At 40.2% G+C, this 17,874-nt stretch carries 15 protein-coding genes and 1 other RNA gene; 7 read left to right on the forward strand and 9 right to left on the reverse strand.

Annotated elements, in window-relative coordinates; genetic code table 11:
- Positions 1 to 75: 75 nt before the first annotated feature.
- From rnpB to FD44_RS02715, 3 genes are all read right to left on the reverse strand, one after another.
- Positions 76 to 450: RNase P RNA component class B (gene rnpB / locus FD44_RS10300), an RNA gene on the reverse strand.
- A 16-nt stretch (positions 451 to 466) separates the two neighbouring features.
- Positions 467 to 814: a cell division regulator GpsB gene (gene gpsB / locus FD44_RS02710; protein WP_010619836.1), complete on the reverse strand. Its 348-nt coding sequence runs from the start codon at positions 812 to 814 to the stop codon at positions 467 to 469.
- A gap of 53 nt (positions 815 to 867) precedes the next feature.
- Entirely contained in the window at positions 868 to 1,437 is a 570-nt protein-coding gene (locus tag FD44_RS02715) for an SLOG family protein (protein ID WP_010619837.1), read from the reverse strand.
- Between the two features lie 157 nt (positions 1,438 to 1,594).
- On the opposite strand from FD44_RS02715, the gene recU reads away from it, so the two are divergent.
- Together recU and FD44_RS02725 are read left to right on the forward strand one after the other, a co-directional pair.
- Complete coding sequence (gene recU, locus FD44_RS02720) at positions 1,595 to 2,215, forward strand: Holliday junction resolvase RecU (RefSeq protein WP_010619838.1); 621 nt, start codon at positions 1,595 to 1,597, stop codon at positions 2,213 to 2,215.
- 18 nt (positions 2,216 to 2,233) lie between these two features.
- On the forward strand, positions 2,234 to 4,531 hold the full coding sequence (locus FD44_RS02725) for a PBP1A family penicillin-binding protein (RefSeq protein WP_010619839.1): 2,298 nt from the start codon (positions 2,234 to 2,236) through the stop codon (positions 4,529 to 4,531).
- Between the two features lie 42 nt (positions 4,532 to 4,573).
- On the opposite strand, the gene FD44_RS02730 is transcribed toward FD44_RS02725, so the two are convergent.
- Genes FD44_RS02730 through FD44_RS02750 form a run of 5 tightly spaced genes read right to left on the reverse strand, consistent with a single transcriptional unit; the run spans position 4,574 to position 11,187 of the window.
- Complete coding sequence (locus tag FD44_RS02730; RefSeq protein WP_010619840.1) at positions 4,574 to 5,278, reverse strand: DnaD domain protein; 705 nt, start codon at positions 5,276 to 5,278, stop codon at positions 4,574 to 4,576.
- Positions 5,279 to 5,307: 29 nt separating this feature from the next.
- Positions 5,308 to 6,603, reverse strand: coding sequence for an asparagine--tRNA ligase (asnS, locus tag FD44_RS02735; RefSeq protein ID WP_010619841.1), 1,296 nt, complete (start codon positions 6,601 to 6,603; stop codon positions 5,308 to 5,310).
- Positions 6,590 to 7,810 (reverse strand): pyridoxal phosphate-dependent aminotransferase, encoded by a 1,221-nt coding sequence (locus tag FD44_RS02740; protein ID WP_010619842.1) that lies wholly within the window; start codon positions 7,808 to 7,810, stop codon positions 6,590 to 6,592. The genes asnS and FD44_RS02740 overlap by 14 nt, the downstream gene beginning before the upstream one ends.
- An 11-nt stretch (positions 7,811 to 7,821) precedes the next feature.
- The gene (locus tag FD44_RS02745; RefSeq protein ID WP_029327540.1) at positions 7,822 to 8,316 is read right to left on the reverse strand and encodes a cell wall elongation regulator TseB-like domain-containing protein; all 495 of its coding nucleotides are present in this window, start codon (positions 8,314 to 8,316) and stop codon (positions 7,822 to 7,824) included.
- Between the two features lie 18 nt (positions 8,317 to 8,334).
- On the reverse strand, positions 8,335 to 11,187 hold the full coding sequence (locus tag FD44_RS02750; RefSeq protein ID WP_010619844.1) for a helicase C-terminal domain-containing protein: 2,853 nt from the start codon (positions 11,185 to 11,187) through the stop codon (positions 8,335 to 8,337).
- Positions 11,188 to 11,424: 237 nt separating this feature from the next.
- Here FD44_RS02750 and mvk point away from each other — a divergent pair, with 237 nt between their 5' ends.
- From mvk to fni, 4 genes are read left to right on the forward strand one after another with little or no spacing between them, the layout of a single operon-like run.
- A complete protein-coding gene (gene mvk, locus FD44_RS02755) occupies positions 11,425 to 12,375 on the forward strand; it encodes a mevalonate kinase (protein ID WP_029327541.1) in 951 nt (316 codons plus the stop codon).
- Positions 12,372 to 13,340, forward strand: coding sequence for a diphosphomevalonate decarboxylase (gene mvaD, locus FD44_RS02760; RefSeq protein ID WP_010619846.1), 969 nt, complete (start codon positions 12,372 to 12,374; stop codon positions 13,338 to 13,340). The genes mvk and mvaD overlap by 4 nt, the downstream gene beginning before the upstream one ends.
- Before the next feature lie 19 nt (positions 13,341 to 13,359).
- Positions 13,360 to 14,430, forward strand: a complete 1,071-nt coding sequence (locus tag FD44_RS02765; RefSeq protein ID WP_010619847.1) for a phosphomevalonate kinase — start codon at positions 13,360 to 13,362, stop codon at positions 14,428 to 14,430.
- A 10-nt stretch (positions 14,431 to 14,440) separates the two neighbouring features.
- Positions 14,441 to 15,481 (forward strand): type 2 isopentenyl-diphosphate Delta-isomerase, encoded by a 1,041-nt coding sequence (gene fni, locus FD44_RS02770; protein ID WP_010619848.1) that lies wholly within the window; start codon positions 14,441 to 14,443, stop codon positions 15,479 to 15,481.
- 43 nt (positions 15,482 to 15,524) lie between these two features.
- On the opposite strand, the gene FD44_RS02775 is transcribed toward fni, so the two are convergent.
- The gene (locus FD44_RS02775; protein ID WP_010619849.1) at positions 15,525 to 16,874 is read right to left on the reverse strand and encodes an RsmB/NOP family class I SAM-dependent RNA methyltransferase; all 1,350 of its coding nucleotides are present in this window, start codon (positions 16,872 to 16,874) and stop codon (positions 15,525 to 15,527) included.
- Positions 16,875 to 16,977: 103 nt separating this feature from the next.
- On the opposite strand from FD44_RS02775, the gene FD44_RS02780 reads away from it, so the two are divergent.
- The gene (locus FD44_RS02780; RefSeq protein WP_029327542.1) at positions 16,978 to 17,799 is read left to right on the forward strand and encodes a Cof-type HAD-IIB family hydrolase; all 822 of its coding nucleotides are present in this window, start codon (positions 16,978 to 16,980) and stop codon (positions 17,797 to 17,799) included.
- Positions 17,800 to 17,874: the final 75 nt, after the last annotated feature.

Below are 17,874 nucleotides of genomic sequence, written 5' to 3' on the forward strand. Positions count from 1 at the left end.
CTTGAATATTATTTTATAAGAAATTAAAGTCATAAAAAAAGTGGGAGCAAGCTCCCACTACCTGAAGGTGTAAACCTCTGTAAGCCATGTTTTGTGCCTTAATCAAAATTCAGGAATTTCAATCAGGCGGTAATCATCTATCTCGAGAGTATAAACTCTCCCCCCACATTTCGTTCATTTCCATATGTGAAGCGCCCCTACCGTAGTTTGGGTTGCCCGCTCGTGGGGTTTACCGCGTTCCACCGCTGCTGTTTCCAACACCGTCATCGTCGCTGTGGCACTTTCAAAAATACTCAAGCATAGTCAGAGACCTTAGCTCTTTCTTTTGCCGTAATCTTTACAGATTCCCCGGCTTATTTTTTCACCGAGCACGAACACTACAAGCATCGCAGCTTGTGCGAGCATGGACTTTCCTCAGCCGACATAAGCCGACCGCAATTACCCGAAGTTTACACCTAATTTAATATTACAAACGATGTGATTCATTTGCATTATTATCTAATTGAGAACCAAAAACGTGTCGTTCCAAATTGGATAGACGCTTAAGAATATCCATATTTGAAATGTTTGATGCTGGTTGTGAGTTTGGTTGAGGTATTGAACCACCAACAGATAACTGCTTAGTTAGTTCATCAACCTTTGCCAGTAGACGCTGATTTTCGTCGGATAGTCGTTGATTTTCTTTGCTATATCCTTCGTAATCTTTAATAACTGTGTCTAAAAAGCTATCGACGTCTGCGGGATCATACCCACGCATCTTCTGACGGAACTCCTTTTGCAAAATATCTTTAGGAGTAAAATTAATATTTTCCATTACAAGCTACACCTCATTATTTTCAACACCAACGTTTACTATGTTAGCAGATTTTATCCAGGTTGAAAACCATTATTTGAATTTTCTTCAAATTCGTTGGCTTTTTCCTGCAACCAATCAAAATCTAGCATCTCTAAATCGTACGGTTGGCGATCCATATATTTTTGAATTGCCTGATAATCATACTCAGGCTTTCCTTCTTTCTCTATATCATATACTAATCCAGCTAATTCGGTATGGCTTAACATGAAAGTTTGATAATTTCTTAATTGTTGTGGACTTTCATATGGTGCTGCACTGACAGTCTCAACAAAGTCTGCCTTCAATTTAATTTGTGCAAGTTTTGCTTGATTATTTTCATTCCAATTTGACCCAAAGTCTTTGAATGGTAACATCATTGCAATTTTGAATTCCGGGTACTGCTCTTTTAGGTCCGCACCAGCTTCGATGACCCATTGTTCAATTCCAAGCTGTCCACCCGTAATTAACCAAGTAACACCCGTCTCAATTTTTTCAATCAGGTAGTTTTTTAATGCATATTGAATGACCTTTAATTTTGGATCTTCATTTCCGAAAACCCCTAGTTCGTAGCTTCTATAACCAGTTAGCCAAAGCCTACTCATCAAGATGTCTCCTTCCTTAATAATATTTATAAATTTCGCAACGTTTATTTAAGCTTCCACTTGGTATAATAACATTAATTATGTAGCTAGCTGTATAATGTCCGTGGTATGATATATCGTGTATTATCGCTTCTTTATTTGAAAGGTGATGCTTCATTTGGCAATTCGATATCCAAACGGTAAACAATTTCGTCAACCGACTGAAACTGCTTCAAAACTGAAGTCAGCTTCGGCTAAGACCAGCTTTAGTGATCGTGGTATGACACTTGAGCAGGAACTCAATCAGAGCAACGCCTACTATTTGAACCACGATGTTGCGGTTATTCATAAAAAGCCCACACCCATTCAGATTGTGAATGTGGATTATCCTAAACGAAGTGCGGCAGTCATTAAGGAAGCTTACTTCAAACAAGCTTCCACGACAGATTACAACGGTGTCTATAGAGGAAACTACATCGATTTTGATGCAAAAGAAACGCAAAATGCAACGTCTTTTCCGTTACACAATTTCCACGAACATCAGGTGGAACATATGCGTCAGTGCATTAAACATGGTGGAATCTGTTTTGCTATTATTAAATTCGTAAAATTAGACCAGATTTTTCTTTTTAAAGCCACCGATTTATTTTCCTATTGGGACAATATGGATGCAACTAAGGGGCGCAAATCAATTCCACTCGCTGATATTCAGAAAAACGGCATTTTAATTCAGTACCACATTCAACCTTTGATTCCGTATTTGGAAGCCGTTGATCAACTGATTGATTTGAGACGTTAACTAAGAAGGGGAAACTTTATGTCAACAAACAATTCAAAACAGCCAACTCGTATGAGTCGCAATAGCGGACAACGCTTTAGTTCAAAACCAAAGCATGGCTGGCAATTATTTCGAAAAATTATGTACCTTGTTTTTGCTGCCCTATTCGTCGTGATTTTAGCTGGTATAGGACTATTCTTTTTTTATGCGCAAAGCGCGCCAGAGGTTAGTCATGATCAACTTGCTAGTGATACATCAACAAGAATTTATGATTCCTCTGGCTCTCTCGTTTCGAAACTTGGTGCGCAGGATCGCGATTACGTCAAAAACAAGAATATTCCTGGCACGTTGAAACAAGCTGTCGTTTCTATTGAAGATAAGCGATTCTACAAACACCATGGTGTCGACCCAACCAGAATTATGGGTGCGGCAGTTGCTGATTTAACTGGTAATTCTCTTGGCCTCCAAGGTGGAAGTACCTTAACCCAGCAACTCGTCAAGCTATCAGTATTTTCGACTGCTGCATCAGACCGAACGCTAAAACGAAAGGCGCAAGAAGCCTGGTTAGCAATTCAAGTTGAACGTAACTACTCAAAAGCTAAGATTCTAGAATTTTACATTAATAAAGTTTACATGGGTAATGGTGTGTATGGGATGCAAACGGCGGCGAAATATTATTATGGTAAGACATTGAGCAATCTGACTCTGCCACAATTAGCACTATTAGCCGGGATGCCGCAATCACCTACTTCATACGACCCAGTTAAATATCCTAAATATGCGACACAACGAAGAAATACTGTTTTAACGGCGATGGTTTCTAACAACGTCATTACTTCACAACAAGCAGCTCAAGCAAAAGCAACTAACGTTTCGTCTGGTCTTGTTACGTCGCATACAACGACCTCTTCCAGTCTTTCTAAAAACTCGAAAGTGATCGATTCTTATTTAAAAACTGTTTATAGTGAATTGAAAAAACGAGGTTACAACACGAACACTGGTGGCCTCAAGGTTTACACGAACCTCAATTTAAAAACCCAAAAGCATTTATATAACACCGTTAATAACGACTCAACCGTTGCCTTCCCAAGTAACAAATTTCAAGTTGGCGCAACGATGGTTAATTCGAAAAATGGTAAAGTGGTCGCAATGCTAGGTGGTCGAAAAGTGGGAAATGTCTCATTTGGTCTAAACCGAGCCGTTCAAACTGATCGCTCAAGTGGATCGACGATGAAACCGCTCATGGATTATGGCCCTGCTATTGAATATTTGAATTATCCAACTTATCAACCCGTTCAAGATACCGCCTACACTTATGCAGGTACCAACAAGCAACTATACGACTTTGACAATAAGTATCAAGGAACAATCACCATGCGCAAAGCATTGGTTGAATCTCGGAATATTCCTGCCGTTCGAACGCTTGAAGCGGTTGGAATTTCGAAAGCAACTAAGTTCCTTGGCGGGTTAGGAATGACCTTCAAGGATCAGCTGACCCTGCAAAACGGGATTGGCGCTTATATTTCCTCTGAGCAAGAAGCTGCCGCCTACGCTGCTTTTGCAAATGGTGGTGTCTATCATAAGCCATACCTCATTAGTAAGGTTACGACGTCGGATGGGAAGTCTAAAACGTACAGTAGTAAAGGTAAACGCGCAATGACCAAGGCAACTGCCTTTATGATTACCGATATGCTTAAAGGCGTTATGACAAATGCCAGTAGCTCTGGTACAGCAGCTAATATTTCAGGCCTTTACCAAGCTGGTAAAACTGGAACAACCGCGTACCCTTCTAACTATTCAAGCACAGTGCCAAGTGACGCAGCGATGGATTCTTGGTTTACTGGATACACGAAGAACTATTCCCTTTCAGTTTGGACAGGTTATGATCGTCAGTTTAAAACAGGTCACTACATTCCTGAGTCTGAAACGAAAATTGCCCAACTTATTTATAAGAGTGAAATGACTTACGCACAACAAAATAAGTCCAATACCAATTGGACTGCCCCAAGCGATGTCGTTGGTGTTACCAAAAATGGGACCCAGGAATATTATGTTTCTGGACATCCTGGAACAAGTGCGATTGCTGATTCAGGCACGACAAATCAGTATAGCAGTAGTAATAACACTAGCTCCTCTCGTTATAGTAGTAATAGTCAAACGACTGGGACTTCCGAAAGTGAAAGCAGTACTGAAAGTTCTACCGACAATGAATCAAGTACGTCGACTGAACAAGAACCAGGTGGATCTGGTAATGGGACAGGTTCAAATGACACAAGTAGCGCAAATAGTACCAGTAATGCAACAAGTACTGAAAATAGTCCAACAACGACTAATTAGAACAGCAAAAGGCCTGAATTCAATTGAATTCAGGCCTTTTTGTTAGTCATTTTTATCTTGATCAGTAATATTAAAGATTGGAATTTTAGGTTGATTGATTGATTTTTTCTCTTTTGGATTAGAGGCCACGGTATGCGAAGTCCGATATCTTTGAGCTTCAGCCGGTGTTTGAATATGCTTCTTTTCCCAGTTTATTAGAATTCGATCAATATACTTAAAATTATAAACTTGATTTAAAACGGCTTCTTTTAGTGCTAAGGAAATGAGATCCGGTTGATAGTGATCTTCATCGAGCCATTTGCCAATCGTTTCTAGTTCGATTGGTGAAAGGGTCCGACCAAATTCAGTTTCAATTTGGGTAAACAACTGTTTTCTAGAACTATCCTTCGTTTGTTTCACTGTCACTTCTTCAGCTTGTTTAACTGCAACAGCCAACTTTTTGTACAATAGAGAGAAGTCATAAACATCATGCGTTAAGGAGTCTTCCCCTTTTACACTATTTATTTCCAAAAGTTTCTTTGCGATTAGTTCGTGAAGAAGTTGATAGATGGATTGTTCTGATTCGCCCATATTTTTGGCAATTTGATTGATATCAGGAAAATCATGACCTCTATCCATATATGACTTCACTTGAATAAACATCAAAAATTCTTGGTTGGTCATGCCCACTTGCTGATAATGAGAAATCAGCAAGTTGTTAATGACTGTCTCTCCAGCGTGTATATATGATTCAAAAAAATCAGCCATTTTTCCACCTCAATTGTTGCAACTTAATTTTACGGATAAATACGGTTCAATAATCTTGGGAATGGAATAGCCTCTCGAACGTGATCTTCACCCGTAATCCAAGTAATAGCTCGTTCAAGACCTAAACCAAATCCAGAGTGAGGGACACTTCCGTACTTTCTTAAGTCAAGGTACCAACTATATTCCTTGGTATCCAAACCAGCTTTTTCAATTTCCTTATAAAGGTAGTCATAATCGGTTGCCCGTTCTGAGCCACCAATTATTTCACCATAACCTTCAGGTGCCAATAAATCAGCACAGATGACAACATCATCACGAGTTGGATGTGGCTTCATGTAGAATGGTTTAATTGATTTAGGATAGTTAATCACAAAAACGGGTTTATTAAAGTGGTCGGCCAAGAAAGTTTCCTCTGGTGAACCAAAATCGACACCCCAATCAACATCAAAGTCATTTTCCTTCAAGAGATCAATCGCTTCATCATAGCTAATTCTTGGATATGGAAGTTGCGTATATTTCTTTAACGTTTCCATATCCCGTCCAAGGGTTTGTAAAGCACCCTCACAGTGATCTAGCACGTTTTGAACTAGGAATGCAATATACTTTTCTTGGACTTCTAGACTCTGTTCTTGGTGCATAAAGGCCATCTCAGGTTCAATCATCCAAAATTCAATCAAATGGCGACGGGTTTTGGATTTTTCTGCTCTAAAAGTTGGTCCAAATGAAAAGACCTTGTCAAACGCCATTGCCCCAGCCTCTTCGTAAAGTTGTCCAGACTGTGACAGGTAAGCATCATGGTCAAAATACTCCGTATGGAATAAATCAGTCGTGCCTTCAGGTGCACTACCAGTAAGAATTGGTGCATCGATTTTAGTGAAGCCTTCAGCATTAAAAAATTCATAGGTTGCTCGAATCACTTCATTTCTGATTATCATGACGGCATGAGGTTTACTAGACCTTAACCACAAATGACGATGATCCATTAGGAAGTCCACTCCATGCTCTTTGGGGGTGATTGGATAGTCAGCACTTTCACCGATGACCTCAATCGTTTCAACTTCAATTTCGTACCCGAATTTTGATCTTGAATCTTCGTGAATGACACCAGTAATTTGCATACTTGTTTCTTGTTTTAATTCTTTAGCCAAAAGGAAAGTTTCTTCAGAAACGGCAGCTTTAACAACGACCCCTTGAAAAAATTCTGTTCCATCTCGTAGCTGTAGAAACGCAATTTTTCCACTTGAACGCTTGTTAGTAAGCCAAACCCCAATTTTCACTTTTTCATCAACGTGGTTTTTGGCATCAATGATATTAATTTGTTTCATTTGATAATTTTCCTCCAATATTAGACCGTTTGCTGTTTGTTTCAACAAACGACTTTATTCGCTTCATTGCTTCTTCAAGCTGATCAACGCTGAGTGCATAGCTCAATCGAATATGTCCAGGCACACCAAACGCCTTACCATCAACCACTGCAACGTGTGCATCAGTTAATAATCCAGAGACAAATGCTTCACTGGATAGTCCGGTTAATTTGAGAGCCCCTTCAATATTCGGAAATAAGTAAAAGGCACCATGTGGTTTTACTGGCAAATCAAAGCCGGGAATCTCAATCAGCTTGGGATAAATGAGATTCAATCTGGTCTCAAATTCTTGGCGCATTAATTCAGCTGCCTTAGCCCCCTGGGTAAACGCTGCTACGGACGCATATTGACTCACTGTAGCTGGATTCCCGGTAGCGTGAGAGACAAAAGCCGTAATCGATTTAATTAGTTGTGGATCTCCGAGGACGATGCCAATTCGCCAGCCGGTCATTGAATAGGTTTTCGAGACGCCGTTTATAATAACCGTATTCTCTTTAATCCGACTTCCCAAGTTTCCCATCGAAGTAAACTGATTACCATTATAAACAAGTTCGCCATATATTTCGTCAGAAATAATCATTAAATCATGGTCAACGGACCAATTTCCCAGTTTGATTAAATCATCTTTATGATAAATCTCGCCCGTTGGATTCTGAGGACTATTCAGCAAAATTAACTTTGTTTTTGCGGTTAAGTGTTGTTCAAAATTATCAACGGCCAATTTCCCTGAGTCTGGAACTGGCACTAAAATGGGAACTCCCCCAGCTAATTTAATTTGTTCTGAATAGCTCACCCAGTAGGGATTTGGCAGTAAAACTTCATCACCGGGGTTAAGCAGCGCTTGAAAAGTTGCATAGAGGGCCATTTTCGCGCCCGTCGTCACTGCAATATTTTCAACTTCATATTCCAAATTAAAAGCGGCTTGGTAGTGATTCTTAATCGCAACTTTAAGTGGTTCAAGACCGCTTGCAGCCGTATAAAAGCTGGCTTTTCCATTTTGAATTGACTCGATTGCCGCCTCTTGAATACTATTTGGAGTCTGAAAATCAGGTTCTCCGATTCCCATATTGATGACGTCAACACCACTTGCCCGTAAGCTTTTAGCAAGGGACAAGGTTTTCATTGTTGCGGAAGGCTTGATGTTCTTAATTCGTTCTGACAATTGCATGCGAGGACCTCCTATATGTTAACAATTTTCTGTAAAACTTTTCCATTCGAGAATTGAATGGTCTCGTAGCAGAGCTTTCCCTGTTGGCTTAAGTAAGTAACCACCCAAGCTGGTTTTTCATTGAAAATACTAATTGATGCTCGAAGAACTTTTTTAGGATTGCGATTTTGCCAAACTCTTTGAAGAACCTGATTACGGGTCAGGCCATTCTTTTGTTTAAGAACTCTTAGGTTACCGCCCTTTTTAGGAACAACAACGTACACCGCTTGATTTTGCTTATTGGTACCGTCAACCGTGTAGTAGGTCTTATGCAAATTGGTCCAATATACTTGTGAATATGACTTTAACCCAGCGTATTTCTGGGAAAGGCTGATTGCCTGTCGTTGAGCCCGAGAATTTGGCGCGGTCGCACGATTTAAAATAAACAAACCACTTAAAATCAAAACGATAATAACGACCAGTACAATAATGATCGGTCGTCGATAGCTTGATCGCGGTTTTTTCATGACTTCTCTTCGCAATTTTTATTCCTCACTTCGCGGATTATCTTTTTCGACATCATGTTGCTTATAAAATAATGCCATTTCTTCACAAATTTGTGCAACTTTCATATTAAAAACTGGTAAATCTTCAGGAACAGCACCCAACATGGCCTGTCCATATTTACGCTGATTAATTCGACTGTCAAGAATGACGGTGACTCCTGTATCAGCTCTCGTCCGAATTAAGCGGCCAATGCCCTGCTTCAATTTGAGCGTGGCTTTCGGCAATGCATAACTATAGAACGGGCTTTTCCCCTGATCCTTTAACAAATTATACATCGCCTTGGTCATTGGACGATCAGGCGACTCAAATGGGAGCCTGGTCACAATCAACAACTCTAACTGAGAGCTAGGAAAATCTAACCCTTCCCAAAAGCTGGAAGCTCCTAAAATGATGGCATTATCGCTTGAGGATTTAAAGCGTTTAATGATTTTTTCTCGACTCCCCGTAATCCCCTGCGCCATAATAGTCCGTTTAGACAGCTTTTCTTTTGCTCGGAGACCACCATAAACTTTCTTGATTGTCTCCAAAGAATTGAAAAGAACCAGTGTTTGTTTGTCAGAGGAAGCGAGTAACTTTGTGATTGCGTATATTAAATAGGATTCATAATGCTCGCTGGTTGTCGAACTCGGGTCTGGCGAGTCAGTCGCGATATAAAGTTGACTTTGTTCACTGAAGTCAAAAGTCGATTTGATTCGGCGACTCTTGGTTTCATCACGTTTGACATCAAGTTCGTCATAAATAAAGGGCGAATTTCTAGAGGACATTAGCGACGCCCCCGTTAATAGAACCGGCTGAAAATGAGCATAAATTTCAGACGATAAGTAATGATGGGTTGTCAGTAGATTACTGATTAAATTCAAACTACTAACGTCCCCAATATGGTTGACCCGCACCCAAAAAGCCCGGTACTGATGACGATCCATGACCTGTTCTTGGAACGAAAATAGTTGCTCAAATTGTTCTAGCAGGTCAATTACCGTTCGCTCAAATTTAGAAATTAATAATTTGTCAGACATTAACCAGCGGTTCTTGTTTAAATTATACTGATTTAAAATCGTGTCAGTTAAGTTTCGCAGTAATTTATTAAATTTTTTATATCTTAACAGCTGGTTACTTTGATTCGCAAAAAAGTTGGCCAATAATTCTGGCTTCATCTCAATTTCGATGAAATCGTTTGACTTGAGTTGATGCTTAGTTCCAATAAATTCATGGTAGATGGCCGCCCCAAACATTTGTAATTCTGATTCAGTTCGGGTTAATTGCCCGTACAACTTTTCTAACGAATAGAAAGCCAATGAGTCCTCTTCAAAGAGACCGAGTAAATCTCGGCCATGACTATTGGAAATAGCTGTCTGCAACCGGCGCATATCCTTTTGCAAAGTGCTAAAAGTAAGGGATTGGCGTTCCTTATTTAAAACGTTCTCAGTCAAATGCTGTGCTTCATCGATAACTAAATAAGGATTTTGGAGTTGTTTGCCAAGCTCGGTTCCGTGTTCAGCCAAGTAAGCGTGATTTGTAATAATGAAATTAGCCTTAGTGAGCTGATTATTCCGTCTTCGTAAAAAATCATCCTCATAAAAGTGGGTTGTCGTCTTTTCAAACGTAAACCCTAAATGGGTAATCTGATCAAGGAACGGAACCTGGTCCGTTGCTAAATGAAGTTCATCCAAATCACCGGTCGTTGTCATTGTTAGCCATACAAGCATTTTCATTTTGACGAGCTGCGATTGCGGTGAACTATCCACTACTGATAAGCTAGCGGCAAATTTATCTAAATCAATGTAGTGCTGACTTCCCTTTAGAACAAGCGCAGAACTTCTAAAAGGCAGTACCTGATTAAGTGCTGGAATTGTCTGGTGCAAAAGCTGATCCTGTAAAACGGTTGTTGCAGTACTAATGACCACTTGGTGTTTTTGCTGAGCGAGATAGGCCATTGGCAATGCGTAACCTAAGCTTTTTCCAATTCCGGTTGGTGCTTCCACCAACAAATTTTTAGGAATGGGTTCTACTGCATAATTCTGGTAAATCAAATTCATCATTCGCGCTTGCTCTGGTCGCCATTCAAGTGAGTTTTGATAGAGGCGCTTTTTTTGCTTTTGAGTTTTAGGATAGGTTAATTTGGGTGTCAGATCATTGAGGTCATTATCGGGTTTAAACGTGCGAAGGGCTAATCCATTTTTGACGTATAGATAGTCCGGCAAGGCACTCAAGTGATGGTTAACATAAGCAATTGCCTTTTCAAAAAGGTTGCCTGTTTGTCTCGTTAAAATTGGTTGGATCTTATTAATCTGCTTAAGCGTTGTTAGCGGAATTTCGGCCATCCGTTCCAATAGGAATATAAATAGATTAGCAGTTGCCTCCGCGTCACTATCAGCTGAATGTGGATTGTGATGTGAAATATTAAAAAGATGACTTAAATCCTGCAATCGGTAACTCGTGGCCGTTGGTAGTAAAATTTGGCTAAGTTGAACCGTATCTACGGCCGGAATATCAAGCGGTGGGAATCCCACTCGTTCAAACTCCCTATTAATAAATGGGAAATCAAAATTGACGTTATGAGCGACAAAAGTCGTTCCCGTCAATAAGCCATAAACCACTTCTGCAACGTCATCAAAAATGGGCGCCTTCGCTACCCGTTTGTTCGTAATACCGGTCAAACGGACAATTGGATCCGGAATCGACATTTCTGGATTAATATCCGTTGAAAAATGATTAATTATTTTATTATTTTTGACAAAGACGCATCCAATTTGGATGATTCGACCGCCTTCTGTTAGGCTTGTACCAGTTGTTTCTAAATCGACAACTGCATACGTCGTTTCTGTATCCATTTAAACCCACCAAATTCTTTATATAATTAATACGATACCTTACATTCTTCTTAACATAATACTACAAAACACAATGATTAATCCATGTTCCGTTGACATGACCATTAGAATCTAAAGTTTTAGTGTTGAATTGCTTCATTACAACAGCGAAATATAGCCTTTTTTTTAGAGTTAGAGTATGATATAGACTGGATTTTATATCGGATAATAAGCAATATAGATAGAAAGCGAGCGATAATCTTGGAAAATGCGACTGGAATAAGTCATGCAAAAATCATTTTAATTGGCGACCATAGTGTCGTTTATAACCAACCTGCTATCGCACTACCCCTACCCGCAATCAAAACGACGGTTTCAATTGCTAAGCGAGCTAACCATCAGCAATTGTTCAGCAGTCGTTATTTTTCGGGTTCAATCTCTGAAATGCCACTCGATTTAACCGGCAACGCGACCCTAATTAAAGCATTATTGGAACGATTTAACGCGCAAGACACTGGCTTTGAACTTAACATTGAAAGTGACTTGCCTGCTGAACGTGGTATGGGTTCCTCTGCAGCTGCAGCAGTTGCCATCACAAGAGCAATCTATCACTTTTTTGATCATTCTTTAAGTAAGAAACAATTAATTGATGATGCAAATATCGCGGAACACATTACTCATGGTAATCCCAGCGGAATTGATGTTGCAACAACTAGTTCACGAAATCCAGTCTGGTTCTTGCATAATCAAGGAAGTTCTGAGCTCAACTTAAATTTATCTGGGGCACTCGTTGTTGCGGATACAGGAATTCAAGGTCAAACTAGTGAGGCCGTTAACTTAGTAGCAGAGGCCCGCAGAACTGACTTTGATCAGACTAATGCTTATATTGAAAAGCTTGGTCGGTTAACCACGTTTGCTCGAATTGCTATTGAAGATAATAATTTGATTTCTCTTGGTGATTCGCTAAATGAGGCGCAACGTCTGTTGGTAAAGCTAAACGTGAGTCATCCAAAAATTGATCAACTGGTCAAGGTTGCTCTAAATAACGGTGCCCTTGGTGCCAAATTGACTGGTGGCGGTATGGGTGGCTGCATGATTTGCTTAGCCGACTCTGTTTCATCTGCCGTTAACTTACAATCGGTTTTATCAAATGCTGGTGCAATTAATACTTGGATTCAGCCATTTAGAAGTGAGGAACTAATCAAATGACAACTGCCAGAGCACATACGAATATTGCGCTAATTAAATACTGGGGAAAACTTGACGAAGCCTTAATTATTCCTCAAAATAGTAGTTTGTCACTAACGTTGGATCATTTTTATACTGACACAACGGTTACGTTTGACGAAAATTTAACGGCAGATAGTTTCTATCTCGATAAAAAGCTTGTCCCTCGTCAAAGAACGAGCAGGACTACTCACGTATTGGATATTGTTCGAGCACAATCAGGAGAAAAGCGATTTGCGTTAGTAAAATCAACTAATCACGTACCGACTTCTGCCGGATTGGCCTCTTCTGCATCCGGGTTTGCAGCATTAGCGGCAGCAGCCACTAAGGCAGCAGGACTTAATCTTGATGGAAAATCACTTTCACGGATTGCCCGTCGCGGATCAGGTTCCGCAACTAGGTCAATTTTTGGTGGCTTTGTGGAGTGGCATCAAGGCCATTCCGATGAGACATCCTATGCAGAACCGATTCAAGAAGTGATTGATTGGGATATTTGTATGCTAACGGTCATCGTTGAAAAAAAGCGAAAAAAGATTAGTAGTCGAGCTGGCATGAATTCTTCCGTCAGAACCTCCCCGTATTATGATTCGTGGCTTTCAAGCACGGGTAAAGATTTAACGGAAATCAAACAAGCAATCAGCAATAAAGATTTAGTTCAACTTGGTGAAATTAGCGAACGAAACGCAATGAAAATGCATGCGCTGACGCTTAGCGCTTCTCCAAGTTTTACGTACTTTAATGGTGACTCAATTAAGATTATGGATTACGTCCACTCGTTGAGAGCAAAAGGAATTCCTTGCTACTATACAATGGATGCAGGACCAAACGTCAAAATTATTTGTCGTCAATCAGATGTTCCGCGGATTATATCCGAGCTGTCACCTGATTTTTCGAGTGACCAATTAATCCTAGCTAAACCAGGATCGGGCGTTACATATTTAGACTAACTTGAAAGGACTCAAACTCATGATTTCTGTAAAAGCACCAGGTAAACTTTATATTGCTGGTGAATACGCTGTTGTTGAAACTGGGCTTCCCGCAATTATTGTTGCCTTAAATCAATTTGTGAAGGTTTCAGTTTCAAAAGCGGAAAAATTTGGGAGTATTGTTTCTAAACAATACCAAGAAAACTCAATCTACTGGACTCGGGAAAATGATCGGATGGTCTTTGATGATCGTGATAATCCCTTTCATTACATTCTTTCGGCCATTAAAATTACTGAGGAATATGCAAAAAAATTAAATAAACCACTTGGCCTGTATCATTTGAAAATAAATAGCGAACTAGACAGTGCTGATGGAAAAAAATATGGGTTAGGTTCCTCCGCAGCGGTCACTGTTGCAACGATTAACGCACTTTGTCAGTTCTATAAATTGCCAATTGATAAGGATAAATTATTCAAACTTGCTGCTATTGCCCATTTTGAGATTCAGGGGAATGGCTCTTTGGGTGATATTGCCGCCAGCGTTTACGGTGGTTGGATTGCGTATCATTCATTTGACCGAGACTGGTTAAAATTGGCAAGAAAGAATTACGACTTACCTAAACTTTTATCAGAAAAATGGCCAAGTTTGAATATCGAAATTTTGACCCCACCTGAAAATATGAAACTAATGATTGGCTGGACCGGTTCACCCGCTTCTACTTCACAATTAGTGGATAAAGTCGCACTTGCTAAGGCAAAAGAAGGCATGGACTACCAGCAATTTTTGAATGATAGCAAGAATTGTCTTCAAAGCATGATTGAGGGCTTCAAAAAAGGTAGTTTAGCCGTCATTACAAAACAATTGTCTGAAAATCGACGAATCTTGGACAATCTATCGAAATTGAGCGGCGTTGCAATTGAAACAGCCAATCTGAAGAAGCTTTGTGACATTGCCGTCAACCACGGTGGCGCCGCAAAGAGCTCTGGTGCTGGTGGCGGGGATTGTGGTATCGTCTTGATTGATAAAGCAAAACAAACGGAAAAGTTGGTTGAAGAATGGGTTCAAAACCAGATTGAGCCCTTAAACTTCAACGTGCATACGCTTAGTTAGGAGTGATTTTTTGACTTCAGTTCAATCTCACCGTAAGGACGAACACGTTTCCCTTTCTGAAAAATTTCAACATTTAACGGAACCAAATGATTTTGATCAGATTCAACTCATTCATCAATCAATGCCAGCAATTGCGCTTAACGATGTTGATATTTCAAGCACAATTGCTGGATTACCAGTCGTTACCCCCTTCTTTATTGAAGCAATGACGGGTGGGAGCGAACATACCGGCCAATTAAATGCCCAGCTTGCCCAGATTTCGAAAGATTTAAACCTGGCAATGGCAAGTGGATCACAAGGCGTTGCAATTAAGGATTCTAGCTTGGCGGCAACCTTCTCTATTATTCGTCAAACCAATCCTGATGGAATTCTTCTTTCTAACATTGGTGCTAGTCAGACCGTTGAAGATGCAAAACAAGCCATTGAAATGATTGAGGCCGACGCGATTCAAGTGCACGTCAATCCCGCTCAAGAGTTAATTATGCCTGAGGGTGACCGCGATTTCACAGGTTGGATGACCAACATTGCTAGTTTAGTGACAGATCTTTCGAAACCTGTCATTGTGAAGGAAGTTGGCTTTGGAATGAGTCAGGAAACTATTTCTCATTTGATCAAAGCCGGCGTTCGTCACTTTGATTTAAGTGGTAAAGGTGGCACAAATTTCGCTCAGATTGAAAATTTTAGGCGAAAAGAAAAAGACCTCAGCTACTTACAAGATTGGGGCCTTTCCACCGTTCAATCATTACTGGAGTCTCAGAGCTTTCAACCCCAAGCAGCATTTACCGCCAGTGGCGGGATTAGAACCCCACTCGATATTGTTAAGGCGATTGCGCTTGGTGCAACCTCCGTTGGTGTCGCTGGTGCGATTATGCACTCCCTAATTTCAGATGGTATTGATGACACAGAGAAGTTATTGAGTAGCTGGGTTATTGATATTAAACGAATTATGGTGCTTCTGGGCGTTAAGACCATTCCGGAGTTGAGGAATCTTAAACCAATTATTTCCTTGGAATTAATGAATTATGTCAATCAAAGAAATTTAGACTACTGAAAAAGACAATCATCTGATTGTCTTTTTTTATTGGTCTATAAAATTAAATTGCAAATCGAAGTCCCTTTGGAAAGTAATTTTTAACCGTCTCACCGACTAATTTTCCAAAGCTGACAGATTGATTCTCGCAGACTAATAGTACCCAGCCCTTGTACTTCTCTGCATTTTCAACCTTTATTGTGTCACCATGAACAATTTTTGCCCACTGCTCTTTGTCAATTTCAATACAATGACTAAAACTCTCTTTGTTCAGTGTGAGCGCTAATGCATAGCTTGGTTCAAAACGATTCTTCTTAAAAACGCCAAATTGAAGTCCGGGACGTTTGACCTTTAAATGATTCAAATCAGGTGTTTCAGAATTCAAAACGTAGACCTGATCGCCAAACGTAATAAAGTCACTTTGGGGACAGCCAGGAAGATATTCTGAAATGAAATCGTTCAAGTAGCCACGCTGCTCTTTCGTTAACGAGTCACGTTGCTTCTTCACTTCTTTATTTGGAAAAATGGCTTCCGTAAGGTGTAGTTTTGCAATAAAATGACCCTCACCCGCTACTTTATGGGGGAATAATCTAGCCGTTTTTTTCAACTCTTCATTCCCATTCGCCCATTCAGGACGGCCGTCTTCGACTCCTGCTGGTTTATCGATTGAAACGACCTCAAATTGGGGATAGGTTTCGAGCAACCAAGCAATCATTTGCTCATCTTCCTCAGGCGCAAATGTACACGTCGAATAAACAAGATTTCCACCAGGCTTAATCGCTTTAACGGCTTCTTTCAAAATCGTTCGTTGTCGATCAGCACATTTGATCGGATATTCTTCCGACCAATAAGAAATGGCATCGGGATCTTTCCTAAACATACCTTCTCCGGAACAAGGGGCATCCACCAGCACAACGTCGAAGAAGTTTGGAAATGATGTCGCAATTGATTCAGGCGTTTCGTTTAAAATCAAAGCGTTTTTAATGCCAAATCTCTCAACATTTTCAACCAGAACTTTTGCGCGCTTACCCATAATTTCATTGGTAACTAGTAACCCTTCCTGCTGCATGAAACTGGCTAAATGGGTCGTTTTACCACCAGGCGCTGCGCACAAATCTAAAACAGTTTGCCCTGGTTTTGGTGCGGCAACCTCGCCCACCATCATTGCGCTTGGTTCCTGGCTATAAACGGCTCCAGATTGATGGTTGAGTGATTTTCCTTTCACATTTCCGTAATACCCCCACTTACTAAACGGGGTTGGGTGCGTTAAATCTAAATCAGTTGGTAACTGGTTCTTTAAGGGATTAACTCGAAAGCCATGGTTAACGGGATTATTAAAACTGGCCAAAAATTCATCGAATTCATCACCCAACAATTTTTGATACTTATTTATAAAAGCTTCAGGTAAATTCACGATTACGACTCCTTTAAAATAATATTTGATACGTGCATTCGGCTTAATCATGTGATAGATTATGAGAGTTATGTAAATTAATTTAGTGAGGTAAAGTCATTTGATAGATAGAAAATTAGTAACGATTGATTTAGATGGAACAACGCTTAATAATCAGTCGAAGCTCTCCACTAAAACCAAAAAAGTCATCAAGGCCGCTTCGAAGGCCGGACACATCGTTAGCATTGTCACTGGCAGACCCAATCGCCTATCAACGCCAATTTACGATGCATTAGAGTTAGAGTCACCCATGATAAATTTCAATGGTAGTCTGGGATTTAATCCCCACCAAAAATGGTCAGAAGAATATCAATTTACGATTAATCGTGATATTGTCCTTGATTTATTAAAGAATTATCAACGCTTTGATATCAACCTAATTGCAGCGGAAGGCAAGAATTTATTTCTTGCTCAGCAGCAACAGCCAACCGAGCTCAACTTTTTTCCTTCCGTTTTACAGGCAAACGAGGAATTAAACAGTCGATCATTGAGTCAGGACCCTACTAGTTTAACGATTCAAGCCTCAGAAAACAAGCTTCAATCCTTATCAATTTATATTGAAGAGAAATACGGACTGATGGTAGATGTCAATGCTTGGGGCGGTCCCCATAACGTCATTGAAGTTGGCCATAAGGGAATTCAAAAGGCCACGGGCGTTGAAAAAATTGCCCACTACTTCCAAATTAAGCGCCAGAATATCATTGCGTTTGGTGATGAAAGTAATGATAATGCGATGATTGACTATGCTGGCTGGGGCGTTGCCATGAATAACGCAAACAGTCATCTTAAATCTATCGCTAACGATGTAACGCGATTGGATAATGAAAATGATGGCTTGGCTGATTACTTATCCGATTATCTGCAGTTGGATGCAGCAAATTTTTAATTAATTCAAAAATGAAAAGAGGCTGAGGCGCAAGAACGCGCTTCAGCCTCTTTTTTTGGTTCTATACTTTTTCCT

This window comes from Secundilactobacillus malefermentans DSM 5705 = KCTC 3548 (genome assembly GCF_001436395.1).
GTDB lineage: Bacteria > Bacillota > Bacilli > Lactobacillales > Lactobacillaceae > Secundilactobacillus > Secundilactobacillus malefermentans.